Below are 23,945 nucleotides of genomic sequence, written 5' to 3' on the forward strand. Positions count from 1 at the left end.
TCAGGCAGATCAGGCGGTTTGATCGGCCACCATCGCGGGCAAGCCGCGCTCCCACTGAGAAGACGTTGCACAGGCCGCTACTGTGCCGATGACCAGAATGGCCGGGCTCTTGAGCTCGAAGGCGCAGGCATCTTCCTCCATCGCCGTCAGGTCACTCCGACATTCCCGTTGATGGGGCAAGGACGCGTTTTCAATCATCGCCACTGGCGTATCCGTCGCCATTCCACCGGCAAGCAGCTGTTCGCGGATTTCGCCGAGCTTGGCCACCCCCATGTAGATCACCAGGGTCGTTCCGCTCTGGGCCAGCGCCTGCCAGTTCAGGTGGCTGCCGTCCTGGGTATGGGCCGTGACCAGCGTCACGCCACGCGCAACACCGCGCAGGGTCAACGGAATAGCGCATTGGGTCGCGCCCGCGAGTCCGGCCGTGATGCCGTTGACCAGTTCAACCTCGACCCCGCGCTCACGCAGCCACGCTGCCTCTTCGCCGCCGCGCCCGAATATGCAGGGATCGCCACCCTTGAGTCGCACCACGCATTTGCCTTGGCGCGCGTAACGCAGCATCAGCCGATGAATGAACGCTTGCGGGGTAGAGCGACATCCGCCGCGTTTGCCCACGGGGATGATCCGCGCACCAGCGCAATGTTCCAGTACGGCGCCATTCACCAGGTCATCGATCAGGACGACATCAGCCTCTCTCAACGCCCGAACGGCCTTGAGGGTCAGCAATTCCGGATCGCCAGGTCCCGCGCCTACCAGCCAGACTTTTGCGTTCATAGTATTTTCCTCACGAGGTGACCGCGACCGGGCGCGCAGCGGCGACCAGCAAACGCTTGATTTCCGGGACGCACGAGCCGCATTGCGTGCCGCAGCCCAATTGCTCTTTCAGCCCCTGCAAGTCCAGCCCTCGGGTAATCCCGGCGCAGACCGCGCTTTGACTGACGTTCTTGCAGTTGCACAGGGTTTTATTGCCGGCAACCGACGTAGCCCCGTGGCCCGGTGGCGTGCTCAGTGGCGCCAATAGCCAGCGTCGCAGCTGTTCGTCGGCACGACCTTCCAGCCACAGGTTTTGCAGCCAGTGCTGGGCGAGGGTCTCGCCGGCCAGGCGAATCGCGGTAATTCGGCCGTTGTCGATCCGCACGCGCTTACCGATGGAGCGCTGCGGGTCGTCGTAGGCCAATACCGTACCTTCATGCAGCCCCAGGCATTGATCGATCTCCCGCAGCAAGCTTGGGTCCGCTGCTGAGGCGCTGGCGGCGCGTATAAGCAATGCTGGGCGTTCGCGGCCTGCCAGGCTAAGGCTTGCGTAGGAAAACGCCTCGCAGAGGGTGCGTAGCGTCTCAAAATGCTGTTGAACATCGCCTTCGATCAATGCGAACAGACGCCAAGGCAACTGCACCGGCTCCAGGCGCACGCCGCTGTGCTTGAGTTCGGGTTGTTTGGACAGTGGATCAAAGTCGGGAAGGGTGAGGCTGTTCACGCCGCCCTTGAGAAAGCGATCGCCCCAATGCATCGGCAGGAACGCTTGGCCGGGACGCACGTTGTCGTCGCTGCTGACCGGCACAATCACTTCACCGCGCCGGCTTTTCAGGCTGACCAGGTCGCCCGGTTGCAGGTCATGTTGGCGCAGCTCCTGCGGATGCAGGCTCAATACCGCTTCGCCCACATGGCCGAACAGTTGTGCGGCAGTGCCGGTACGGCTCATGCCATGCCATTGATCACGCAGGCGGCCGGTGATCAGCGTCAGCGGGAACTGTGCATCGCGCTGCTCCTTGGCGGCGCGGAATGGTTCGGCGACGAATTGTGCGCGACCGTTGGCGGTGGGGAAGACGCCGTCGCCGTACAGGCGGGCGGTGCCTGCGCTGGCATTCGTAGGGAAGGGCCATTGTTGCGGGCCGATCCGGTCGATCAGGCCATGGCTGATGCCGGACAGGTCCAGATCTCGACCGCGGGTCAGTTGTTTATATTCGTCGAAGAGCTGCGTCGGGGATTCAAAGGCAAACAGGCTGGGTTGTCCGGGGCGCAGATGTTTTTCCAGGCGTTGTGCGAAATCTACGGTGATCGCCCAATCGGGCCGCGCTTCACCAGGTGCGACGATGGCCTGGCGGACGTGGGAAATGCGTCGTTCGGAGTTGGTCACCAGGCCGTCTTTTTCGCCCCAACTGGCGGCGGGTAATAGCAGGTCGGCGAACGCCGCTGTTTCGGTGGTGCGAAACGCTTCCTGCAACACCACGAACGGACAGTTTTGCAATGCAGCGCGCACGGCGTTTTGGTCCGGCATCGATTGCGCCGGGTTGGTGCAGGCGATCCACAATGCCTTGATCTTGCCGCTGCGCACCTGCTCGAACAGTTCGATGGCGGTAAGCCCGGTACTGGCCGGGAGCTGTTCGACGCCCCAGTAAGCAGCCACTTCAGCGCGGTGGTCGGCACTGGCGGCCTCACGATGCCCGGGCAACAGGTTCGACAGGCTGCCGGTTTCACGGCCGCCCATGGCATTGGGCTGACCGGTCAGGGAGAAAGGCCCTGCGCCAGGGCGGCCAATTTGCCCGGTGGCCAGGTGCAGATTGATCAATGCGCTGTTTTTGGCGCTGCCAGCGGTCGACTGATTCAACCCCATGCACCACAGCGACAGAAAACTTGGGGTAGTGCCGACCCATTCAGCACACTGCTGCAGTTGTTCAATGCTGATGCCGCACAGCTGCGCAACCATGGACGGCGTGTAGTCGTGTACCAGGTGCTTGAGTTCCGTCAGACCTTGGGTGTGCGCCTCGATGAAGTCGCGGTCGACCCGGTTTTCCCACAGCAGCAAGTGCAAAATCCCATGGAACAAAGCGACATCGGTGCCCGGCAGAATCGCCAGATGCAGGTCAGCCAAATCACAGGTGTCGGTGCGGCGCGGGTCGATGACGATGACTTTCATCTGCGGACGGCGGGATTTGGCTTCCTCCAGGCGACGAAACAGCACCGGATGGGCGTAGGCCATATTGCTGCCGACGATCATCACGCAATCGCTCAATTCAAGGTCTTCGTAGCTGCACGGTGGTGCGTCGGCGCCGAGGCTGCGTTTGTAGCCCACCACCGCAGACGACATGCACAGCCGGGAGTTGCTGTCGATGTTGTTGGTGCCCACCAGCGCTCGCGCCAGTTTGTTGAAGGCGTAGTAGTCCTCGGTGAGCAGCTGTCCGGATATGTAGAACGCGACACTGTCCGGGCCATGTTCGGCGATGGTGCGGGCAAACACGCTGGTGGCGTGATCGAGGGCGGTGTCCCAGTCGGTGCGACTGCGGGCCAGGCCTTTGCCCAGGCGCAGTTCGGGATACAACGCTCGCGCGCTCAGGTCTCCGGTCAAATGCAGGGTCGAGCCCTTGCTGCACAGCTTGCCGAAGTTGGCAGGATGGGCTGGATCGCCGCTGACGCCGAGGATGCGCTCGCCGTCATGCTCGATCAGCACGCCGCAGCCGACTCCGCAGTAACAACAGGTGGACGCAGTGATCTGGCGGTTCATCAGGCGACTTCCCGCGTTGGTCCGACGTCAGCCAAGGCCTGTTCCAGGTTAAAGGAATGGCCGAACATCAACTGATCGCGGATTTCGCCGATGACCTGATGCTCAAGGATTTGCCGAAAGTACCAGCCACCGTCGGCCGTATCGCCGTAGAGGCAGGCCCCGACCAGTACGTCATCCTTGATCACCAGTTTTTTGTAAACGCCGCCGATGGGGTCGGTGAGGGTGATGGTTTCAGTGCCTTCACCGCCCATGTAGTCGCCGGCGGAAAACAGGTCGATGCCGGTGACTTTCAATTTGGTCGAGGTCACCGAGCCTTTGTAGCTGGCGAAGCCCAGTTGTGCGAGATGATTGGCGCAAACCTTGGCCTGGTCGAACAACGGCGCCACCAGGCCATAGGCGATGCCGCGATGGCTGGCGCATTCGCCGATGGCGTAGACCCGTGGGTCGTAGGTTTGCAGGGTATCGTTGACCAGAATCCCGCGGTTGCAAGGGAGGCCGGATTGTTCCGCGAGTTCGATGTTGGGGCGGATGCCGGCGGCCATTACCACCAGATCGGCGGGAATAATGTCGCCGTTCCTGAACTCCACCGAGCCAACCCGGCCATTACCGGCATCGTGCAGCGCCTGGGTTTGCTCGCAGAGGCGAAAGTGCAGGCCGCGGGCCTCCAGGGCATTTTGCAGCAGCTGCCCGCTGGTCTTGTCCAGTTGCCGATCCAGCAGCCATTGGCCGAGGTGCACGACGGTGACGTGCATGCCCCGCAGCATCAGGCCGTTGGCCGCCTCCAGCCCCAGCAGTCCACCACCGATGACCACCGCGTGTTTATGGGTTTTGGCGGTGTCGATCATGACCTGGGTGTCGGCGATGTCACGGTAGCCGATCACGCCCTGCAGCGTGTTGCCGGGAATCGGCAGGATGAATGGGCTGGAGCCTGTGGCGATCAACAGGCGATCGTATTCGGCCACGGTGCCGTCTTCGGCAATGACCCGGCGCCTGACCCGGTCGATTTCCACGACTTTGCGGTTGAGCAGCAACTTGATGTCGTTTTCCAGGTACCAGTCCAGGTCGTTGAGTACGATCTCTTCGAAGGTCTGCTCGCCAGCCAGCACCGGCGACAGCAGGATACGGTTGTAATTGGTATGGGGTTCGGCGCCGAAGACCGTGATGTCGTACAGCTCGTTGCTCAGTTTCAGCAGTTCTTCGAGGGTACGAACGCCGGCCATGCCGTTGCCGATCATCACCAGTTTGAGTTTTTTCATCAGGTCCTCCGGGGAACACAGACCCGCCTCTTCAGGCTTTCCAGGTCTGGCTCGACAATTTCGCGCAAACAAAAAAAGGCGTCCCGCCAGTTGCCTGACGGGGACGCCTTTGTCCGGTCCCGTTCTCTCGGGAAGCACAGTCTTCGTCGTTGAAGCCTGCACGTTATGTGTGATGAGAAGGCTAATGCAGTGGTTGTGCCAAGTCGTTCTGACCCATGGTTCGGCGTGTGTGCAGGCGTTCGCCATGGGCCAATGACGTTTTGATGCACCGATTCAACGCGCGGCGCCCATTAATGGAGCGCCAACACCAGTAGCACCAGATTCACCACCAGCGAAATCAGCGCCAGGGTCCGCCACACCTTCAACGGTTCGCGCTCCAGCAATGGCCGGGGGCGTACGCTCAAGCTGCGGCGCTCGCCCTGTTCCATCAGCAACAACCACTCTTCTGCGGTTTCAAAACGTTGAACCGGATCCGCCGCGACCGCGCGTTCCAGGGTTTGTATCAGCCATTCCGGGAGGTCGGGACGATAGCGGCTGGGACTCACCGGAACGCCGAACCGTGGGCGCTGGAAAGCTTCAATTTCGCCATAGGGAAAATGTCCGGTGAGCAGGACATACAGGGTCACGCCGACCGAGTACAAATCCTGTTGCGCACTCGGCGGGTCTCCGCGAAACGCTTCCGGCGCAATGTAGCTGGGGGTACCGGGCAGGGCAGAGGGTTCGTCGAGGGACAAGCCAGGGCAATAGGCGAGGCCGAAATCGAGCAGCCGCAACTCGCCGTCGTCCCCGAGCAGCAGGTTCTCCGGTTTGATATCGCGGTGCAGAATCTGCCGCCGATGCAGCATGCCCACCGCTCGCAACAGGCGTTCGGCCAGGTCTTGCCATTGCGCCAGCGGCAAGGGGCCGGCTTGTTCATGCAGTTGTGCCAGGGTCGATCCCGAATATTCGCGCATCACGTAGTACACATGCTGACGCTGACTGGCGGCATGCACTTCAGGGAAATGCCGCCCAGCGACACGCTTCAGAAACCATTCTTCCGACAACAACGCTTGCCCGGCCGGGTGATCGTCGCGCAAGTGAGCGGGCAGGGTTTTCAGCAACCAGGTTTGCCGCTGACTGTCACGCACGCGATAGAGCAGGGATTGCTGGCTCTGGCCGACTATCCCTTCGACCTGCCAGCCCTCGAAGTCCTGACCCGGTTTCAGTGCGGGCGGCAGTGGCCATTGCTGCAGTTGAATCAACGCGTCGCCGATGCTGGTTTCACCGAGGGCGTCGACCCGCACCAGCAAGGCGCTGGCATTGTCCTGGCTGCCGGCCAGGTGCGCGGCATTGACCAGGGTTTGTGCGGCGCTGTGCAGATCCGGTTGGTCACGCAGAATCGCGGCAATGGCCGTGTCACCCAGGACCGCCCAGACCCCGTCGCTGAGCAGTACAAAGCTTTCATCAAGACGCAATTCGCCGTCGAGAAAGTCCAGCACCAGGTGCTGATCGAGCCCCATCGCTCGTTTGAGCACATGCTGCATCCCCGGCTGGTCCCAGACGTGATCCTCGCTGATGCGCTGCAACTGATCGGCATGCCAGCGATACACCCGGCAATCGCCCACATGGGCCAGGGTGAAACGCCGGCCGCGCATGACCAATGCGCTGATCGTGGTCAGCAGCGGTTGTCCACCGCCGTTGGCCTGCAGCCAGCGGTTTTGCGCCAGCAGCAGACGATCCAGCGCCTGGGCGACGCCCCAGGTTTCCGGGGTGGCGTAGTAATCCAGTGCCAGCGCCTGCAGGGTAGAGCGAGCGGCCAGCCCACCGTCGGCGCACTGACTGACGCCGTCGGCGATGGCGAACAGGTAACCCTTGCTCGCCGCCAGCGCCGGGGCTGGTGTGACCAGCCGCAACGCATCCTGGTTTTCTTCGCGCGGGCCGATGGCGCTGGCTTCGGCGAAGCTCAGTTGCAGGCTCATCGCCGACTCAGACCCGCGCAGCGGTCACAGCGGCCGAACCCCAGGTGGTTCTCCAGCGACGTTTCACCCCGTGCAGGCCGAACCAGGCGAGGACGCCAAGGCTGGCGAACAGCCACAGGGCCATTTGGTAGCTGCCGGTGCTTTGCTTGATCGCACCCATGCCGGCCGCCAGGGCAAAACCGCCGATGCCGCCAGCCATGCCGATCAGACCGGTCATCACGCCGATTTCACGACGAAAACGCTGTGGTACCAACTGGAACACGGCGCCGTTGCCCGCACCGAGACCGAGCATGGTGCAGACGAAAAGTGCCAGCGCGGCGTAGGAACTCGGCAGGTTGAAGCCGACCGCGGCAATGCAGATCGCGGCCACGGTGTACATCGCCAACAGGGTGCGAATGCCGCCGAAACGGTCGGCCAGGGCACCGCCCAACGGGCGCATCAGGCTGCCACCGAACACGCAGGCGGCGGTGTAGTAGCCGGCAGTCACCGGGCTCAGGCCGTATTGATCGTTGAAATAGCCGGGCAGGGCGCTGGCCAGGCCGATGAAGCCACCGAAGGTCACGCTGTAGAAAAACATGAACCACCAACTGTCGCGGTCGCCCAAGGCCTTGAAGTAGTCGGCCATCGACTTGGCTTTCGGCCGTTCAGGCGCGTTTTTGGCCAGCCAGGCGAAAACGATCAACGACAGGATCAGTGGAATGAGGGCAAAACCGAACACGTTGCTCCAGCCATACGCCGCCGCCAGAACCGGCGCGATCAACGCCGCGAACACGGTGCCCGAGTTGCCGGCACCGGCGATGCCCATGGCTTTGCCTTGATGCTGCGGCGGATACCATTGCGATGCCAAAGGCAGGGCCACCGCGAAAGATGCGCCGGCCATGCCGAGGAACAAGCCCAGGACCAGAGCTTGCTCGTAGCTGTGAATGCCGAGCTTCCAGGCCCCGAACAGCGCGCAGATAACGATCACCTGGCCAATCAGGCCAGCGGTTTTCGGTGACAGGCGATCAGCCAGCATGCCCATGATGAAACGCAATACCGCGCCGGCGAGAATAGGCGTGGCCACCACCAGCCCGCGTTGTTGGGTGGTCAGGTGCAGGTCGGCGGCGATTTGCACAGCCAGGGGGCCAAGCAGGTACCAGACCATGAAGCTCAGATCGAAATAGAGGAAGGCGGCAAACAGGGTTGGGGTATGGCCGGATTTCCAGAAGCTTGAATTCATCGCGCACCTCAGCTGATAGGAGTCTCGAACGGGAGTCATGCAGGTGGGGCGCCTTGAGGGCTGCTCCACCAGCCCCGGGCAATGGGGCCAAAACAAAAAAACGCCGCCACCTGATTCGCCATGGGGCAAATGAGGTGAGCGACGTCTTTGTCGTAGGTGGGGCAACCGCCGTTGGTTACCGGTGTGGATTACGTAGCGAGATTTGTGCCAACCGTCGGTATTGGTTGGCTGAGGAAATTATTGTGGCGAGGGAGCTTGCTCCCGCTTGGGTGCGCAGCACTCACAAAGCAGGCAAGGCTGCCGGATTTTGGGGCGGCTTCGCAGCCCAGCGGGAGCAAGCTCCCTCGCCACAGGGGGGTGTCAGCCCAGCAGTTCACTCATCGCGATGATCTGCTCCGCCACCTGAATCAGCTTCTGCTGGCGGCTCATGGCCTGGCGGCGCATCAAGGTGTAGGCCTCTTCTTCATTGCAGTCCTTCATTTTCATCAGCAGCCCTTTGGCCAGCTCGATGCGCTTGCGCTCGGCCAGCTGCTGGTCGCGGGCGTGCAGTTGCGCGCGCAGGGCCTGGTCGCTTTCGAAGCGCGCCATGGCCACGTCGAGAATCGGCTGCAAGCGTTGGGCGTGAATACCTTCGACGATGTAGGCACTGACCCCGGACTTGATCGCCTGGCGCATCACGTCCGGATCGTGTTCATCGGTGAACATCACGATCGGTCGTGGTTGGTCGCGACTGACCAGTACCACTTGCTCCATCACATCGCGGCTCGGTGACTCGGTATCGATCAGAATCACATCCGGACGCACCGTTTCGACGCGCTCGGGCAGGTCGATGGTCAGTCCCGACTCGTCGATCACCTCGAACCCGGCCTCGGTCAGGGCCGCCTTCAGGCGTCCGACTTTTTTGGCGGTGTCGTTGATCAGCAGAATACGCAGCATGTTTGTAATCTCCTGTCAGCGGCTGGCCAGTCGGTACGAGCTGTCGCTCATGGCGTGCAGTTTGAAACTGCGGGCATAACCGGCAGGGTCCGAGCCGTCCCAGACCTTGCCGTCGATCAACTGGCTGCTGCGCATTTCCTTGTCCGGTGCGGCGACGCCAACGGCGCTGGCGGCCTCACGATACAAGCCCAGTTGTTGAACCTGGCGGGCCACCGCGAGGTAATCCGGATCGTCGCGCAGCAGGCCCCAGCGCCGGAACTGGGTCATGAACCACATGCCATCGGACAGGTACGGCAGATTGACTTCACCCTCGCCGTGGAAGCGCAAGGCGTGCGGATCCTGCCAGCGATTGCCGAGACCGTCGTCGTAGTCGCCCAGCAAACGCGGTTCAATGCATTCGAGCGGCGCATCGAGGTATTGCGCGGCACTGAGCAATTGCGCGGTGCTGCGACGATTTTCGCTACTTTGCTCGATGAAACGGCTGGCCTGCAGAATCGCCATCACCAACGCGCGGGCGGTGTTCGGGTATTGCTCGACGAAGGCGCGGGTGCAGCCCAGGACTTTTTCCGGGTGATCGGGCCAGAGGGTCTGGCTGGTCGCCATCGTAAAACCGAGGTTCTGTTGCACCGCGCTGGCCGCCCAGGGCTCGCCGACGCAGAAACCGTCGATGCGTCCCGCTTGCAGGTGCGCGACCATTTGCGGCGGCGGCACCACTACGCTGTCGACGTCCTGCAACGGATGAATGCCCTGGCTGGCGAGCCAGTAATACAGCCACATGGCGTGTGTGCCGGTGGGGAAGGTCTGGGCAAAGGTGAGTTTTGGGCGACTTTGGTGCACATGCCGGTCCAGTGCTTCAGGACTGGTCACGCCCAGCGCCTGCAAACCGTGGGAGAGGTTGATGCTCTGGCCGTTCTGGTTCAGTCCCATCAGTACGGCCATGTCTGTGGGCGCCACACCGCCGATGCCCAGGTGTACCGCGTAGATCAGGCCGTAGAGGCTATGGGCGGCGTCGAGTTCACCGCTGACCAGTTTGTCCCGCAGGTTGGCCCAGGATGGCTGGCGCTTGAGGTTCAAGGTCAGGCCGTAGGGCTGGGCGAAGCCCTGGGTGGCAGCGACCACGACTGAGGCGCAGTCGCTCAGGGCCATGAAGCCGAGGTTGATTTCGGACTTTTCCGGGGCATCGCTGCCATTTACCCAGGCCAGCGGGCCGGCTGATGGTTCGTTCATCGCGTCTTCACCTTGCAAAAAAAAGCGCCGTCCCGCGTCCTTGCACGCGCAAGGCCGGATGACGACGCCATTGTCCTTGCACTCATCCCGCCGTTGGCACGAGTGCTGATGACTGGAGCGGTGCAAGGCATATGCCATCGTCGATTGATTGAGTCGCGCGCCTCGCCTGTGGGCCTCTTGCCCGGCTATAATCGCCGCCACTTTTCATAGCCCAGAGTCAAAGCCGCCCATGTACACCCTGGCCCGTCAGCTGTTGTTCAAACTTTCCCCGGAAACCTCCCACGATCTGTCCCTGGACCTGATCGGCGCGGGCGGGCGTCTGGGGCTCAACGGCTTGTTGTGCAAGGCGCCGGCGAAGTTGCCGGTGACGGTCATGGGCCTGGACTTCCCGAACCCGGTGGGCCTGGCGGCCGGTCTGGACAAGAACGGCGCGGCCATTGACGGTTTTGCCCAGCTGGGTTTCGGCTTTGTCGAAATCGGCACCGTCACCCCGCGCCCTCAGCCGGGTAACCCTAAGCCACGGCTGTTTCGCCTGCCGGAGGCCGAGGCGATCATCAATCGCATGGGTTTCAACAACCTCGGCGTCGATCACCTGCTGGCCCGCGTCGCTGCGGCCAAGTACAAAGGTGTGCTGGGCATCAATATCGGCAAGAACTTCGATACCCCGGTCGAGCGTGCGGTCGACGATTACCTCATTTGCCTGGACAAGGTTTACGCCCATGCCAGCTATGTGACGGTCAACGTCAGCTCGCCGAACACGCCGGGGCTGCGCAGCCTGCAGTTCGGTGACTCGCTCAAGCAACTGCTGGCCGACCTGGCCACGCGCCGGGCGGAACTGGCGCTACGCCACGGCAAGCATGTGCCCCTGGCGATCAAGATCGCGCCGGACATGAGCGACGAGGAAACCGCGCAGGTCGCGCAGGCGTTGATCGAAACCGGAATGGACGCGGTCATCGCCACCAACACCACCCTGAGCCGCGTAGGCGTCGAAGGCATGGAGCACGGTGACGAGGCGGGTGGTTTGTCCGGCGCACCGGTTCGCGACAAGAGCACCCACACCGTGAGAGTGCTGGCGGCAGAGCTGGCGGGTCGCTTGCCGATCATCGCCGCGGGCGGTATCACCGAAGGCAGGCACGCAGCGGAGAAAATCACCGCCGGGGCGAGCCTGGTGCAGATCTACTCGGGCTTCATCTATAAAGGCCCGGCGCTGATTCGTGAGTCGGTAGACGCCATCGCAGCCCTGCGCTGATCCTTTGTAGGAGCAAGCTCGCTCCTAGAGAACGAACAGGCATAAAAAAGGGCTCCTCGAAGGAGCCCCTGGGCCGGAGCCCGCCGTCCGGATGGGACGTGCGTGGTTAATTCGTTACGTAATCAGATTGTCGTGTCGGAGTGTGTGCCCTGTGTTAGCCGACGGCGTGAAGTTCGTTGAGTCTGTGGATTCCCGCAGTGCCGGTCATACCGTCCCAGTGGTCGCCGCGTCCTTCTCGCCAGCCGTTAATCCAGGCTTGGCGTACCGACGGTAGAGTAAATGGGCAAAGCTCACGGGATTTGCCACCAACGCCATATTGATATCCGCGCAAAAACGCTCTTTCCAACGGATCACGCTTAAGTCTTCTCATAGGGTGTAGCCCTCACTTGTTGACTGTTTTCATCGCGTCGACCTCAATCGAGGTCAGGCAGAAAAACTCTGCCGTTGGGGGGCTCGCTGCCGGCGTGGCGAGCCAAGGTGTTGGCGTCATTGCGGCGCCAACCTGAGTTGAGTTCTAACCAATGCGTCACATCGAGGGAATGATCGTTTTGTCATAAGGACGTAACCATAAAGATGCTATGGCCATAAGTAACACGATGTTTGTCGCGTATTTATTGATCAAAGCCCTGTATGATCGGCCCCCCGCCGGATGCCGGGGTTAATCCTTTGGTGAGAATGCCTCGCGTTGCAGCGCGGGATTATTCGACGAAGGGTCGAGTTATGACATTTTGTTGCATCAACTTTTTTATCTGTCCTTGCATCTAAGCTCTTTTAACCCGAGCAGCAGGGGTGGAACGGCACACCTTCGTGCCACGCGGGCGCTCTTCGAGAAAAGCGCCTGATTGAAAACCGGGCCGGCAATGCGTTGCCGGCTCACTCAGCTAAAGGCTCTGGAACTCCCATGTCCGATCGTTTCGAACTCTTCCTCACTTGCCCCAAAGGCCTTGAAGGCCTGCTCATCGAGGAAGCCGTCGGGCTTGGCCTTGAGGAAGCGCGGGAGCACACCTCTGCCGTGCGCGGCATGGCCACCATGGAAACCGCTTATCGCCTGTGCCTGTGGTCGCGTCTGGCGAACCGCGTGCTGCTGGTGCTCAAGCGCTTCCCGATGAAGGACGCCGAAGACCTCTATCACGGCGTGCTCGATATCGAGTGGCAAGACCACATGCTCAACGACGGCACCCTGGCCGTCGAGTTCAGCGGTCACGGCTCGGGCATCGACAACACCCACTTCGGCGCCTTGAAGGTCAAGGATGCCATCGTCGACAAACTGCGCACCCCGCAAGGTGACCGCCCGTCCATCGACAAGCTCAACCCGGACCTGCGCATCCACCTGCGCCTGGACCGTGGCGAAGCGATCCTCTCCCTCGACCTGTCCGGCCACAGCCTGCACCAGCGCGGTTACCGCCTGCAGCAGGGCGCGGCGCCGCTGAAGGAAAACCTCGCGGCCGCCATCCTGATCCGTTCCGGCTGGCCACGCATTGCAGCCGAAGGCGGGGCGCTGGCGGACCCGATGTGCGGTGTTGGTACATTCCTCGTCGAAGCAGCAATGATCGCCGCCGACATGGCGCCGAACCTGCGCCGCGAGCAGTGGGGCTTCACCGCGTGGCTCGGTCACGTGCCGGCGCTGTGGAAAAAACTGCATGAAGAAGCCGTCGAGCGTGCCGCGGCCGGGCTGGCCAAGCCGCCGCTGTGGATTCGCGGTTACGAAGCCGACCCGCGTCTGATTCAGCCGGGCCGCAACAACGTCGAGCGTGCCGGCCTGAGCGAGTGGATCAAGATCTACCAGGGCGAAGTCGCGACCTTCGAGCCGCGCCCGGACCAGAACCAGAAAGGCCTGGTGATCTGCAACCCGCCGTACGGCGAGCGTCTGGGCGACGAGGCGAGCCTGCTCTACCTCTACCAGAACCTCGGCGAACGCCTGCGCCAGGCCTGCCTGAACTGGGAAGCGGCGGTGTTCACCGGCGCGCCGGACCTGGGCAAGCGCATGGGCATCCGCAGCCACAAGCAGTATTCGTTCTGGAACGGCGCCTTGCCGTGCAAATTGCTGCTGATCAAGGTGCTGCCGGACCAGTTCGTCACCGGTGAGCGTCGTTCCCCGGAACAGCGTCAGGCCGAGCGTGAGCAAGCGATCTATGATCAGGCGCCGACCGAGCCGCAAGAGCGCAAGTACAACAAAAACGGCAATCCGATCAAACCGGCGCCGGCACCGGCTCCGGTGATCGAGCAGCCGCGCCTGAGCGAAGGCGGGCAGATGTTCGCCAACCGCCTGCAAAAAAATCTCAAGGCGCTGGGCAAGTGGGTCAAGCGTGAGGGCATCGATTGCTACCGCGTCTACGATGCCGACATGCCGGAATACTCCATGGCCATCGACCTGTATCACGATTGGGTCCACGTTCAGGAATACGCTGCGCCGAAATCCATCGACCCGGAAAAGGCTTCGGCGCGCATGTTCGATGCCCTGGCGGCGATTCCGCAGGCCTTGAACATCGACAAGAGCCGTGTGGTGGTCAAGCGCCGCGAGCGTCAGAGCGGCACCAAACAGTACGAGCGTCAGGCTGCGCAGGGCAAATTCGTCGAGGTCAACGAAGGCGGCGTGAAGCTGCTGGTGAACCTCACCGATTACCTCGACACCGGGCTGTTCCTCGATCACCGGCCGATGCGCATGCGCATTCAGAAAGAGGCGGCCGGCAAGCGCTTCCTCAACCTGTTCTGCTACACCGCGACGGCCAGCGTTCATGCGGCCAAGGGCGGCGCGCGCAGCACCACCAGCGTCGACCTGTCGAAAACCTACCTGGACTGGGCGCGTCGCAACCTGTCGCTGAACGGATTTTCCGACAAGAACCGCCTGGAGCAGGGCGATGTGATGGCCTGGCTGGAAAATGCCCGTGAAGAGTACGACCTGATCTTCATCGACCCGCCGACCTTCTCCAACTCCAAGCGCATGGAAGGGATCTTCGACGTGCAACGTGACCAGGTGCAGTTGATTGACCTGGCCATGGCACGTCTGGCGCCAGGCGGGGTGCTGTACTTCTCCAACAACTTCCGCAAGTTCGAGCTCGAACCCAACCTCAGCGAGCGTTATGCGGTCGAGGAAATCACCGCCCAGACCATCGATCCGGATTTTGCCCGTAACGGCAAGATTCACCGTGCCTGGAAAATCATGGCCCGCTGATACGCGGATCCACTCGTAGGATCGAGCTTGCTCCGGGCGGCGCTCCGACGATGGTCGTCAACGATAACGCGTGCATTATTGAATGCACGCGGTACATCGGAGTCCATCGCAAGCCGGCTCGCTCCTGCGGGGGCACTGGTCAAATTAGTGGCTAATAGCTATAACTCCACTCAGGGCCAAAGGGCTTTCCTGCACCTGGCGTTTTGAGTCGCGTTTATGTCGTTGCACGCCGTGCGCCCAAAAATCCTGGGTTTTATCAGCGAAGACGTTTCGGCCTGGCTGGTCGCGCTTCTGGTATTGCTCGTCGGCGGGATCCTCACGGGATTGCTGGCCTGGTCGACGCTGAATGTGTTTCAGCATCAACTGCGGCAACGTTTCCAGCTGCTGGCCAGCGAGCGTTACAGCCGTATCGAAGAACGTTTCCAGGATCAGGAGCAGCGCCTCGATGGCCTGCGCCGCTTCTTTACCAATTCCGATGCGGTCTCCCGTGCAGAATTCAACGGCTATACACAGCCTCTGTTACGCCGTACCCAGGCCTATTCGTTCGCCCAGCGGATAAGGGGCGACCAGCGGGAGGCTTTCGAGCGTCGAGTGCGGGATGAGGGCCTGACGAATTTCACCGTGCGCGAGCTCAACGCTGATGGTCAACTGCAACCGGCCGGCGAGCGTGAAGAGTACGTGGTGGTGCTGTACAGCCAGACGCAAAGCAAGCTCGGTGCGCCGTTTGGCTATGACTTGCTGGCCCAGCCCTTGCGGCGCGCGACCCTGGAGAGGGCCGATCAGCATCGCGGCATGGCGGTGTCGCAACCCATGCATCTGGTCAGTATCGAACCCGCCTATGCGCGGGGCGTGCTGCTGGTCGCGCCAGTCACGTTGCGCGATGACCCCGATGCGGTGAACAACAAACCCTTCGGTTATGTCATGGCGGTGATCAGCATGCGCCAGTTGCTGGCCGACGGATTGCCCGAGGCCGAGCGTGACTACCTGTCGGTGCGCATTCTCGATTTATCCACAGACGATCAGCATGAAGTGCTGTTCGAATCGCCCAATGCACCGGCACTCAGTGAATTGTCGACGACTCGCCTGTTACGCCTGGCTGACCATGATTATCAGGTCGATATCCAGCCCAGCGAGGCCTTCCTGTTGGCCAATCATTCGTCAGTGACCACGCTGGTGGTGCTCGGCGGTTTGCTCAGTGTGCTGCTCAGTGCCTTGCTGTATGTGCTGGTCAGTCAGCGTCAGCGCGCGTTGAAGCTGGTTGAGCAGCGCACCGGTGAACTGCGCGCCCGCGAGCAGGAATTACGCGGCACCCACGGCCAACTGCGCGGCGTGCTGAATGCCGCGACCCAGGTAGCGATCATCGCCACGGACTTGCGTGGGGTCATCAGCACCTTCAATGCCGGCGCCGAACAGATGCTCGGCTACCGCGCCGCCGAAGTGGTGGGGCACATGACCCTGGAAAACCTGCACTTGCCCCGGGAGCTGGAAGCACGTTCGGCGGAGTTGAGTGCACGTTATGGCAAACCGGTGCCAACCTGCCACGCGATGCTGGTCGAGGGCAGCGTGGAAGGCAATGTAGAGGGCGGCCACGAAGCGCAGGAATGGACGCTGGTACGGGGCGATGGCAGCCATCTGATGGTCAACATGCTGGCGACCCCGGTGCTGGATGAGCAGGGGTTGTGGGTCGGACACCTGGCGGTTTGCATCGACATCACCGAGCGCAAACGCGTGCATGAAGCGCTGGCGGCACGGGACGTCTTGCTGAAGAAGCTCAGCGCCCATGTGCCCGGCGGGATCTACCAGTTCAAGATGGAATTCGACGGTCGCTTCAGCGTGATCTACGCCAGCGACGGCATCCGCGAGATCTACGAACTTGATCCGGACGTGCTGCTGCTCAACGCCGAGGCGATCTTCACGCGAATTCATCCCCAGGACACCACCCGGGTCCGCGCTTCGATCCGGGCCTCTGCCGAGACCCTCAGCCACTGGCGCGAGGAGTACCGCGTACAGCTTCCCCAGCGCGGCCTGCGTTGGGTGCGCGGCGAGGCGACCCCCGAGGAGCTGCCCGGCGGCGGTGTGCTCTGGCATGGTTATATCTCGGACATCTCCGATTTGAAGCGGGTGGAAGAAGAGCTGCGCGCGCTGTCTGTCACCGATTCCCTGACCGGCATTCACAACCGTCGCTATTTCCAGGAACGCCTGACCAGCGAAATGGCCCGGGTCGAGCGCGGTGGTGGCGAACTCTCGGTGATCATGCTCGATATCGACCACTTCAAGCGCATCAATGACCAGTATGGCCATGCCGTCGGCGATCGGGTGTTGAAGGCGGTGTGCGAGCGCATCGGCCTGCGGTTGCGCCGCACGGACGTGTTCTGTCGTCTGGGTGGCGAAGAGTTCATGGTGCTTTGCCCGGACATTGGCGGCGAACAGGCTTATCTGCTGGCGCTGGAATTGTGGCAAAGCTTGCGCAGTGCACCGATCGACGAAGTGGGGGTGGTTACCGCGAGTTTCGGGATTGCCAGTTGGCGGGCCGGCGAGGGCGCCGATGCGCTGTTGCTGCGGGCGGACTCGGGGGTTTATGTGGCGAAACAGGAGGGGAGGGATCGAGTGCAGGGCGAGGCGGACTGACCCGACGCAATCCCTGTAGGAGCGAGCCCGCTCGCGATGGTGCATCAGCTACAGAGTTGTCGACTGACACACCATCGCGACCAGGCTCGCTCCTGCACTGGGTTTCGCGGCGTATTACAGCGCCGAGGCGGTCTGCGCCAGTTTTGGCTGGCGATACAGGTCCAGCAGCACCTGATCAAGCACCGACGAGGCGCCAAACGGTGCCTTGTCGTTGAGGATCGCCACCACGGCCCAGGTATTGCCGTTGACGTCGCGGCTGAAGCCGGCGATTGCGCGCACGGTATTCAGGGTACCGGTCTTGACGTGGGCTTCACCGCGCATTGCCGTGGTTTTCAGGCGTTTGCGCATGGTGCCGTCAGTGCCGGCAATCGGCATCGAGCTGATGTATTCGGCGGCGTAAGGGCTGTGCCACGCGGCTTGCAGCATCGAGGCCATTTCCCGGGCGCTGACGCGTTCGGAGCGGGACAGGCCGGAACCGTTTTCCATCACCAGGTGCGGTGCGGTGATGCCTTTCTTCGCCAGCCACTGACGCACCACACGCTGGGCGGCCTTGGCGTCGTCGGCATCGGCGTCGGTACGGAATTTCTGGCCCAGGCTCAGGAACAGCTGTTGAGCCATGGTGTTGTTACTGTATTTGTTGATGTCGCGGATGATTTCCGCCAGGTCCGGCGAGAACGCCCGCGCCAGTACCTTGGCGTCTTTGGGCGTTGGCGCCAGGACATCTTTGCCCTGGATGCTGCCGCCCAGTTCCTTCCAGATCGCGCGCACAGCGCCGGCGGTGTAGGTCGCATGGTCAAGCAGCGACAGGTAGGTCTGCGAACTGCAGCCTTCTCCCAACTGGCCACCCACGGTCACGGTCACGCTGCCATCGGCCTGGGGCACCGGGTTGTAGCGCACACCGCCGGTGCATTGTTTGGAGTTGATGGCCTTGACCTGATTGTCGATGCGGATGGTGGCAATCGGCGGCTCCACCGAAACCAATACCTTGCCCGAGTCGTTACGCGCAACGAATCGCAGGGCCTTGAGGTTGACCAGCAACGCATCGGGCTTGACCAGGAACGGTTTGTTTTCGTCGTTGCCGTCGTCATTGAACTCCGGCAGTTGCGGTTGCACGAAGAAGCTCTTGTCCAGCACCAGATCGCCGGTGACCTGGGTCACGCCATTGGCCCGCAGGTCGCGCATCAGCAGCCAGAGTTTCTCCATGTTCAGCTTCGGATCGCCGCCACCCTTGAGGTAGAGGTTGCCGTTGAGGATGCCGCCACTGAGGGTGCCATCGGTGTAGAACTCGGTTTTCCACTGATGGTTCGGGCCGAGCATTTCCAGGGCCGCGTAGGTGGTCACCAGTTTCATGGTCGAGGCCGGGTTGACCGACACATCAGCGTTGAAAACAGTCGGGGTGCCGGGGCCGGTGAGTGGAATCATCACCAGCGACAGGGCGTTGTCCTGCAATTTGCTGGCCTTGAGGGCTTTCTCAACGTTGGGCGATAACGCGGTGTTGATCGGATCAGCGTAGACGGGGAGGGCCAGGGGAAGGAGAAGACCGGCCAGGAGCAATGGACGCAACGATTTGATCATGTGAAATAAAACCCTACAGCCGAGGGGGAAAAGACGAGGGCATGAAAACAAATTCCCTCAGTGGTCATGAAAGTGTCGGCATTATGCCCCAAGGTGTTGTGGCTTGTGCCGTGCCTTGGCCCTCTAATCCGCTATTTTTTACCAATGGCAGGCCTGGCGCCGTTCAGAGGCGGGCAATCGGCGGCTTAAACTGCTAAAGTGCCGCCCGTTATTACTTAAGAGGATTGTTCCAATGGCGACTAACCGTTCCCAGCGTCTGCGCAAAAAACTGTGCGTCGATGAATTTCAAGAGCTGGGTTTCGAGCTGAACCTGGATTTCAAAGAAGATTTGGCTGATGAAGCCATTGATGCTTTCCTCGACGCGTTCCTGAAAGAAGCCATGGAAGCCAACGGTCTGGGCTATGTGGGCGGCGACGACTTCGGTCTGGTTTGCCTGCAGAAGCGTGGTTCGGTGACTGAAGCTCAGCGCGCCGCTGTTGAAGCCTGGCTCAAGGGCCGTAGCGAACTGACCGAAGCAACTGTCAGCCCGCTGATCGACGTTTGGTACCCGGAAAAGCCGATCAATCCGGTAGCTTGATGTTCTGAAAAGCGGCGACCCATGGGTCGCCGTTTTTTTGTAAGCGTCGCGATGAACCTCAAAGCGCTGCGAGGCGTCATGTGTCCAGCGTTATCGTTGACGACCATCGCGAGCAAGCTCGCTCCTACAAGGCTTTGCGCCAGTTCAGAATCAGCAGCGTCACCACCCCCGCGACAATCCCCCAAAACGCCGAACCAATGGAAAACAGCGTCAGCCCCGATGCCGTGACCATGAAGGTGATCAGCGCCGCTTCACGTTCCTTCACCTCGCTCATGGCAATGCTCAAGCCGTTGATGATCGAGCCGAACAGCGCCAGCGCGGCAATCGACAGCACCAGTTCCTTGGGCAGTGCGGCAAACAGGGCCGCCAGCGTCGCACCGAACACCCCGGCGATCCCGTAGAAAATCCCGCACCAGACAGCCGCCGTGTAGCGCTTGTTGCGGTCTTCATGGGCGTGCGGCCCGGTGCAAATGGCAGCGCTGATGGCGGCGAGGTTGATCCCGTGGGAGCCGAACGGCGCCAGCAGCAGCGAGGCGATGCCGGTGGTGGTGATCAGCGGTGAGGCCGGCACCGTGTAACCGTCGGCGCGCAGTACGGCAATGCCGGGCATGTTCTGCGAGGTCATTGCCACGACGAACAGTGGAATGCCAATGCTGATGGTCGCGGCCAGGGAGAAGTGCGGGGTGGTCCAGACCGGTGTCGCCGCTTCCAGGTGGAATCCACTGAAGTCCAGCAGCCCCATCAGTCCCGACAAGGCCGTACCGATCAGCAACGCGCCCAATACCGCATAGCGGGGGGACAGCCGTTTAACCACCAGGTAGGTGAAGAACATGCCCAGCACCAGCGCGGTGCGATGCTGGGCGGCGACGAAAATTTCACTGCCGATCTTGAACAGGATTCCCGCCAGTAATGCAGCCGCCAAGGACGCCGGGATTTTTTTCATCAGGCGTTCGAAGCTGCCGGTCAGCCCGCAGATCGTCACCAGCACGGCGCAGGTAATGTAGGCACCAATGGCCTCGCCGTAGCTCACGCCGCCAAGGCTGGTGATCAGCAGGGCGGCGCCAGGGGTCGACCAGGCAATGGTGATCGGCGTGCGATAGCGCAGCGACAGGCCGATGGAGCACACCGCCATGCCGATGGAGATCGCCCAGATCCACGACGAAATCTGCCCGCTGCTCAGGCCCGCTGCTTGCCCGGCCTGGAACATCAGCACCAGGGAGCTGGTGTAGCCGGTCATCATGGCGATGAAGCCGGCGACGATGGCGGAAGGCGATGTATCGGCCCATGGGCGCAGTTGCGTGTGCGTGGCGTCGCTCATGACGGTGATGTTCCTTGTTCTGATAAAGATGTCCGCCACACCACAATTCCATTGTGGGAACGGGCTCGCTCCCACAGGGATTCTGTGCAAAGGCGGATTCTGCGATTAAGCCTAAACTCAAACGTAACCAATCGTTGCGATACAGCGGAAGCGACAAACAGCCATACAGTCGTGTTGCCACCATTCATTGTGTACAATTGCAGTGTTTTTTACGCGATACTTGCCAGCGACCCACTGTGCCGTATTACAGTCACGGTCAATTCGCCGCAGTTCTCCCGACTCGAGTGCCCATGAACGAACAGTTGCAGCCCCTCAAGAAACAACCGCGAGCAGGCAAAGCCGGCCGCAGCGGTACCCAGGACGATATTGTCTATGCGCATATCTTCGAGGCGATCCTCGAACAGCGCCTGGCGCCCGGCACCAAGCTGAGTGAAGAAGCGCTGGGGGAAATTTTCGGGGTCAGCCGCACCATCATTCGTCGTGCACTGTCGCGCCTGGCTCATGAAGGCGTGGTACTGCTGCGTCCGAATCGCGGCGCGGTGGTGGCCAGCCCGAGTGTCGAAGAGGCCCGCCAGGTGTTCATGGCACGGCGTCTGGTAGAGCGCGCCATCACCGAACTGGCGGTGCAACACGCTACCGCCGAACAGATTGCCGAGTTGCGCCAGATGGTCAACGACGAGCGCGACAGCTTCTCCCGCGGCGATCGCGGTGCGGGCATCCGCCTGTCGGGCGAATTCCACCTGAAACTGGCTGAAGCGGCGAAAAACGCCCCGTTGATCAGCTTCCAGCGCAGCCTGGTGTCCCAGACTTCGCTGATCATCGCCCAGTATGAAAGCGGCAACCGTTCCCACTGTTCCTACGACGAACACACCCAGTTGATCGACGCCATCGAGGCGCGCAACGGTGAACTGGCAGTGGACCTGATGATGCATCACATGGATCACATCGACAGCAAACTCAACCTCGACGAAGAAAGCGCGTCAGATGATTTGCATGCGGTGTTTTCACATTTGTTGCAGACCAAGAAGCCTGGGCGTTCCACCGCAAAGCTCTGAAATACCGAGGCGGTCTCAAGGACACAAAAAATCCCCCGGTATCTGACGATCACGGGGGATTTTTTTATGCCTGTGAAACCTAGCGCTGATGCACCAGATTCCCCGCCGCATACGTCTGCAGCACGGTCCGGTCATCCCCCAGGGTCATCAACACAAACAGCGTCTCGGCGATGTTATTGGCCTGCTTCAGGCGATAGCCCAGCAGTGGCGTGGCGTTGTAGTCCAGCACCAGGAAGTCGGCGTCCGTGCCCGGCTGCAGGGTGCCGATCTTGTCTTCCAGGCGCAGGGCGCGGGCGCCGCCGAGGGTCGCCAGGTACAGCGATTTGAACGGGCTCAGACGCGCACCTTGCAGTTGCATGACCTTGTACGCTTCGTTAAGGGTTTGCAGCAGCGAGAAACTGGTGCCGCCACCGACATCGGTACCGATGCCGACATTGAGCTTGTGCTTCTCGGCCATCGGCAGATTGAACAGGCCGCTGCCGAGGAAGAAGTTCGAAGTCGGACAGAACGAAATGGCCGAGCCGGTTTCTGCCAGGCGCGCGCACTCGTCATCGCACAGGTGCACGCCGTGGGCAAACACCGAGCGCTTGCCCAGCAACTGGTAGTGATCATAGACGTCCAGGTAGCCCTTGCGCTCCGGGAACAGTTCCTTTACCCACTCGATTTCCTTGAGGTTCTCGCTGATGTGGGTCTGCATGTACAGATCGGGGTATTCGGTCAGCAACTGGCCAGCGAGGGTCAATTGTTCCGGGGTGCTGGTCGGCGCGAAGCGCGGGGTCACCGCGTAGTGCAGGCGGCCCTTGCCGTGCCAGCGCTCGATCAGCGCCTTGCTTTCGACGTAGCTGGACTCGGCGGTGTCGGTCAGGTAATCCGGGGCATTGCGGTCCATCATCACCTTGCCGGCGATCATCCGCAGGTCCAGCTGTTCGGCGGCTTCGAAGAACGAGTTCACCGATTGCGGATGCACGCTGCCGAACACCAGTGCGGTGGTGGTGCCGTTGCGCAGCAGTTCCTTGATGAAGATGTCCGCGACCTCATCGGCGTGGGCCTTGTTCGCGAATTGGCTCTCGCACGGGAAGGTGTAGGTGTTGAGCCAGTCCAGCAGTTGCTCGCCATAGGCGCCGACCATGCCGGTTTGCGGCAGGTGGATGTGGGTGTCGATGAAGCCCGGGGTGATCAGGGCATCCTGGTAATGGGTGATCTCGATGTCCGCCGGCAGGGTCGGCAGCAAGTCGCTGGCGTGGCCAAGGGCGCTGATCTGGCCGTTATCCACCACCAGCAGGCCGTCCTCGAAATACTCGTAGGAGGCTTCGATCCCGACTTCGGCGGGGTCGGCAATGCTGTGCAGAATGGCGGCGCGGTAGGCTTTGCGAGTCAAAGGCATGGTCATTCTCTATTTATGAAGCTCATCAGTTTGAGGCTTTCAGTTTTGTGGCCTGACTGCGGCGCGACACGGGCAGCAGTTTGGCAATCGGTTCGGCGTTGGCGGTCTGTTGGCCGAAATTGGCGTTATAGGTGGCGATGATTTCGCCGGCGATGGAGATGGCGATTTCCACAGGCAACTTGCCTTTGACTTCGCCGATGCCCATCGGGCAGCGCATGCGTTGCACGACGCTGCTGTCGAATCCGCGGTCGCGCAGGCGATGTTCGAACTTCACGCGCTTGGTCTTCGAGCCGATCAGACCGAAGTAAGCGAAGTCATTGCGCTTGAGGATCGCGGCGGTGAGTTCCAGGTCGAGCTGATGGTTGTGGGTCATGACGATGCAGTAGCTGCCGGCGGGCAGGTCGTCGATTTCGTCCACCGGTTCTTCGCTGACAATCTTGCGCACGCCGTGGGGGATCTGCTCGGGGAACTCCGCATCCCGCGAGTCGATCCAGCGCACCCGGCAGGGCAGGCTGGCCAGCAGCGGCACCAGTGCGCGGCCGACATGGCCGGCGCCGAACACGGCGATCTGCGCCTGGACCTGGCCCATCGGTTCGAACAGCAATACGGTGGCGCCACCGCAGCACTGGCCCAGGCTCGCGCCGAGGCTGAAGCGCTCCAGATGGGTGTCCTGCTTGCCGCTGGCGAGCATCTCGCGGGCGATCTGCATGGCCTTGTATTCCAGGTGCCCGCCACCGATGGTGTCGAACGTCTGGCTGGCACTGATGACCATCTTCGAACCGGCATTGCGTGGCGTCGAGCCGAGCTCTTCGATGATGGTCACCAACACGCAGGGTTCACCGCGGTTTTGCAGGTCGGCGAGGGCGTCGATCCAGTTGTACATGTTCAC

Annotated in this window: 16 protein-coding genes and 1 pseudogene; 5 read left to right on the plus strand and 12 right to left on the minus strand. The window is 61.6% G+C overall.

Annotation, left to right across the window (positions count from 1 at the left end):
• Window positions 1–9: 9 nt before the first annotated feature.
• The 7 genes and pseudogenes from cobA to ACVWYU_RS20740 all read right to left on the minus strand — a co-directional run bounded on the left by cobA (window position 10) and on the right by ACVWYU_RS20740 (window position 10,098).
• Window positions 10–774, minus strand: coding sequence for a uroporphyrinogen-III C-methyltransferase (cobA, locus tag ACVWYU_RS20710; protein ID WP_390956854.1), 765 nt, complete (start codon window positions 772–774; stop codon window positions 10–12).
• A gap of 10 nt (window positions 775–784) precedes the next feature.
• Window positions 785–3,502 carry a nitrate reductase gene (locus ACVWYU_RS20715; protein ID WP_457373554.1) on the minus strand — a complete coding sequence of 906 codons (2,718 nt, stop codon included), beginning with the start codon at window positions 3,500–3,502 and terminating at the stop codon, window positions 785–787.
• 20 nt (window positions 3,503–3,522) lie between these two features.
• Window positions 3,523–4,758: pseudogene (locus ACVWYU_RS20720) on the minus strand (NAD(P)/FAD-dependent oxidoreductase); the annotation flags it as partial.
• A gap of 290 nt (window positions 4,759–5,048) precedes the next feature.
• Window positions 5,049–6,716: a protein kinase domain-containing protein gene (locus ACVWYU_RS20725; protein ID WP_457373555.1), complete on the minus strand. Its 1,668-nt coding sequence runs from the start codon at window positions 6,714–6,716 to the stop codon at window positions 5,049–5,051.
• 7 nt (window positions 6,717–6,723) lie between these two features.
• The gene (locus ACVWYU_RS20730) at window positions 6,724–7,935 is read right to left on the minus strand and encodes a nitrate/nitrite transporter (protein WP_103402625.1); all 1,212 of its coding nucleotides are present in this window, start codon (window positions 7,933–7,935) and stop codon (window positions 6,724–6,726) included.
• A 360-nt stretch (window positions 7,936–8,295) separates the two neighbouring features.
• Window positions 8,296–8,871: an ANTAR domain-containing response regulator gene (locus ACVWYU_RS20735; RefSeq protein WP_008056396.1), complete on the minus strand. Its 576-nt coding sequence runs from the start codon at window positions 8,869–8,871 to the stop codon at window positions 8,296–8,298.
• A gap of 15 nt (window positions 8,872–8,886) precedes the next feature.
• A complete protein-coding gene (locus ACVWYU_RS20740) occupies window positions 8,887–10,098 on the minus strand; it encodes a CmpA/NrtA family ABC transporter substrate-binding protein (RefSeq protein ID WP_457373556.1) in 1,212 nt (403 codons plus the stop codon).
• A 229-nt stretch (window positions 10,099–10,327) separates the two neighbouring features.
• Here ACVWYU_RS20740 and ACVWYU_RS20745 point away from each other — a divergent pair, with 229 nt between their 5' ends.
• Window positions 10,328–11,347, plus strand: a complete 1,020-nt coding sequence (locus ACVWYU_RS20745; protein WP_457373557.1) for a quinone-dependent dihydroorotate dehydrogenase — start codon at window positions 10,328–10,330, stop codon at window positions 11,345–11,347.
• Between the two features lie 154 nt (window positions 11,348–11,501).
• On the opposite strand, the gene rmf is transcribed toward ACVWYU_RS20745, so the two are convergent.
• Window positions 11,502–11,717: a ribosome modulation factor gene (rmf, locus tag ACVWYU_RS20750; RefSeq protein WP_457373558.1), complete on the minus strand. Its 216-nt coding sequence runs from the start codon at window positions 11,715–11,717 to the stop codon at window positions 11,502–11,504.
• A 531-nt stretch (window positions 11,718–12,248) separates the two neighbouring features.
• Between rmf and rlmKL the strand changes: the two genes are divergently transcribed.
• Window positions 12,249–14,519 (plus strand): bifunctional 23S rRNA (guanine(2069)-N(7))-methyltransferase RlmK/23S rRNA (guanine(2445)-N(2))-methyltransferase RlmL, encoded by a 2,271-nt coding sequence (rlmKL, locus tag ACVWYU_RS20755; RefSeq protein ID WP_090323950.1) that lies wholly within the window; start codon window positions 12,249–12,251, stop codon window positions 14,517–14,519.
• 216 nt (window positions 14,520–14,735) lie between these two features.
• A complete protein-coding gene (locus tag ACVWYU_RS20760) occupies window positions 14,736–17,147 on the plus strand; it encodes a sensor domain-containing diguanylate cyclase (RefSeq protein ID WP_457373559.1) in 2,412 nt (803 codons plus the stop codon).
• A gap of 114 nt (window positions 17,148–17,261) precedes the next feature.
• On the opposite strand, the gene dacB is transcribed toward ACVWYU_RS20760, so the two are convergent.
• Window positions 17,262–18,722 carry a D-alanyl-D-alanine carboxypeptidase/D-alanyl-D-alanine endopeptidase gene (gene dacB, locus ACVWYU_RS20765; protein ID WP_090323947.1) on the minus strand — a complete coding sequence of 487 codons (1,461 nt, stop codon included), beginning with the start codon at window positions 18,720–18,722 and terminating at the stop codon, window positions 17,262–17,264.
• 232 nt (window positions 18,723–18,954) lie between these two features.
• Between dacB and ACVWYU_RS20770 the strand changes: the two genes are divergently transcribed.
• Window positions 18,955–19,299 carry a YggL family protein gene (locus tag ACVWYU_RS20770; RefSeq protein WP_007941073.1) on the plus strand — a complete coding sequence of 115 codons (345 nt, stop codon included), beginning with the start codon at window positions 18,955–18,957 and terminating at the stop codon, window positions 19,297–19,299.
• A 124-nt stretch (window positions 19,300–19,423) separates the two neighbouring features.
• Here the strand turns inward: ACVWYU_RS20770 and ACVWYU_RS20775 are convergent, their stop codons facing one another.
• Complete coding sequence (locus ACVWYU_RS20775) at window positions 19,424–20,617, minus strand: benzoate/H(+) symporter BenE family transporter (protein WP_090323945.1); 1,194 nt, start codon at window positions 20,615–20,617, stop codon at window positions 19,424–19,426.
• Between the two features lie 290 nt (window positions 20,618–20,907).
• On the opposite strand from ACVWYU_RS20775, the gene ACVWYU_RS20780 reads away from it, so the two are divergent.
• A complete protein-coding gene (locus tag ACVWYU_RS20780; protein ID WP_090323944.1) occupies window positions 20,908–21,672 on the plus strand; it encodes a GntR family transcriptional regulator in 765 nt (254 codons plus the stop codon).
• 79 nt (window positions 21,673–21,751) lie between these two features.
• Here ACVWYU_RS20780 and guaD read toward each other — a convergent pair whose 3' ends face one another.
• Complete coding sequence (gene guaD / locus ACVWYU_RS20785) at window positions 21,752–23,056, minus strand: guanine deaminase (protein WP_457373560.1); 1,305 nt, start codon at window positions 23,054–23,056, stop codon at window positions 21,752–21,754.
• Between the two features lie 25 nt (window positions 23,057–23,081).
• Window positions 23,082–23,939 carry a xanthine dehydrogenase accessory protein XdhC gene (gene xdhC / locus ACVWYU_RS20790; RefSeq protein ID WP_247256099.1) on the minus strand — a complete coding sequence of 286 codons (858 nt, stop codon included), beginning with the start codon at window positions 23,937–23,939 and terminating at the stop codon, window positions 23,082–23,084.
• Window positions 23,940–23,945 lie beyond the last annotated feature (6 nt).

Source organism: Pseudomonas sp. TE12234 (assembly GCF_054061835.1).

What these genes read in the sequence shown, in the direction of transcription:
- cobA (WP_390956854.1), bottom strand. Translation starts at nt 774, where the DNA reads ATGAACGCAAAAGTCTGGCTGGTAGGCGCGGGACCTGGCGATCCGGAA.
- ACVWYU_RS20715 (WP_457373554.1), bottom strand. Translation starts at nt 3,502, where the DNA reads ATGAACCGCCAGATCACTGCGTCCACCTGTTGTTACTGCGGAGTCGGC.
- ACVWYU_RS20725 (WP_457373555.1), bottom strand. Translation starts at nt 6,716, where the DNA reads ATGAGCCTGCAACTGAGCTTCGCCGAAGCCAGCGCCATCGGCCCGCGC.
- ACVWYU_RS20730 (WP_103402625.1), bottom strand. Translation starts at nt 7,935, where the DNA reads ATGAATTCAAGCTTCTGGAAATCCGGCCATACCCCAACCCTGTTTGCC.
- ACVWYU_RS20735 (WP_008056396.1), bottom strand. Translation starts at nt 8,871, where the DNA reads ATGCTGCGTATTCTGCTGATCAACGACACCGCCAAAAAAGTCGGACGC.
- ACVWYU_RS20740 (WP_457373556.1), bottom strand. Translation starts at nt 10,098, where the DNA reads ATGAACGAACCATCAGCCGGCCCGCTGGCCTGGGTAAATGGCAGCGAT.
- ACVWYU_RS20745 (WP_457373557.1), top strand. Translation starts at nt 10,328, where the DNA reads ATGTACACCCTGGCCCGTCAGCTGTTGTTCAAACTTTCCCCGGAAACC.
- rmf (WP_457373558.1), bottom strand. Translation starts at nt 11,717, where the DNA reads ATGAGAAGACTTAAGCGTGATCCGTTGGAAAGAGCGTTTTTGCGCGGA.
- rlmKL (WP_090323950.1), top strand. Translation starts at nt 12,249, where the DNA reads ATGTCCGATCGTTTCGAACTCTTCCTCACTTGCCCCAAAGGCCTTGAA.
- ACVWYU_RS20760 (WP_457373559.1), top strand. Translation starts at nt 14,736, where the DNA reads ATGTCGTTGCACGCCGTGCGCCCAAAAATCCTGGGTTTTATCAGCGAA.
- dacB (WP_090323947.1), bottom strand. Translation starts at nt 18,722, where the DNA reads ATGATCAAATCGTTGCGTCCATTGCTCCTGGCCGGTCTTCTCCTTCCC.
- ACVWYU_RS20770 (WP_007941073.1), top strand. Translation starts at nt 18,955, where the DNA reads ATGGCGACTAACCGTTCCCAGCGTCTGCGCAAAAAACTGTGCGTCGAT.
- ACVWYU_RS20775 (WP_090323945.1), bottom strand. Translation starts at nt 20,617, where the DNA reads ATGAGCGACGCCACGCACACGCAACTGCGCCCATGGGCCGATACATCG.
- ACVWYU_RS20780 (WP_090323944.1), top strand. Translation starts at nt 20,908, where the DNA reads ATGAACGAACAGTTGCAGCCCCTCAAGAAACAACCGCGAGCAGGCAAA.
- guaD (WP_457373560.1), bottom strand. Translation starts at nt 23,056, where the DNA reads ATGCCTTTGACTCGCAAAGCCTACCGCGCCGCCATTCTGCACAGCATT.
- xdhC (WP_247256099.1), bottom strand. Translation starts at nt 23,939, where the DNA reads ATGTACAACTGGATCGACGCCCTCGCCGACCTGCAAAACCGCGGTGAA.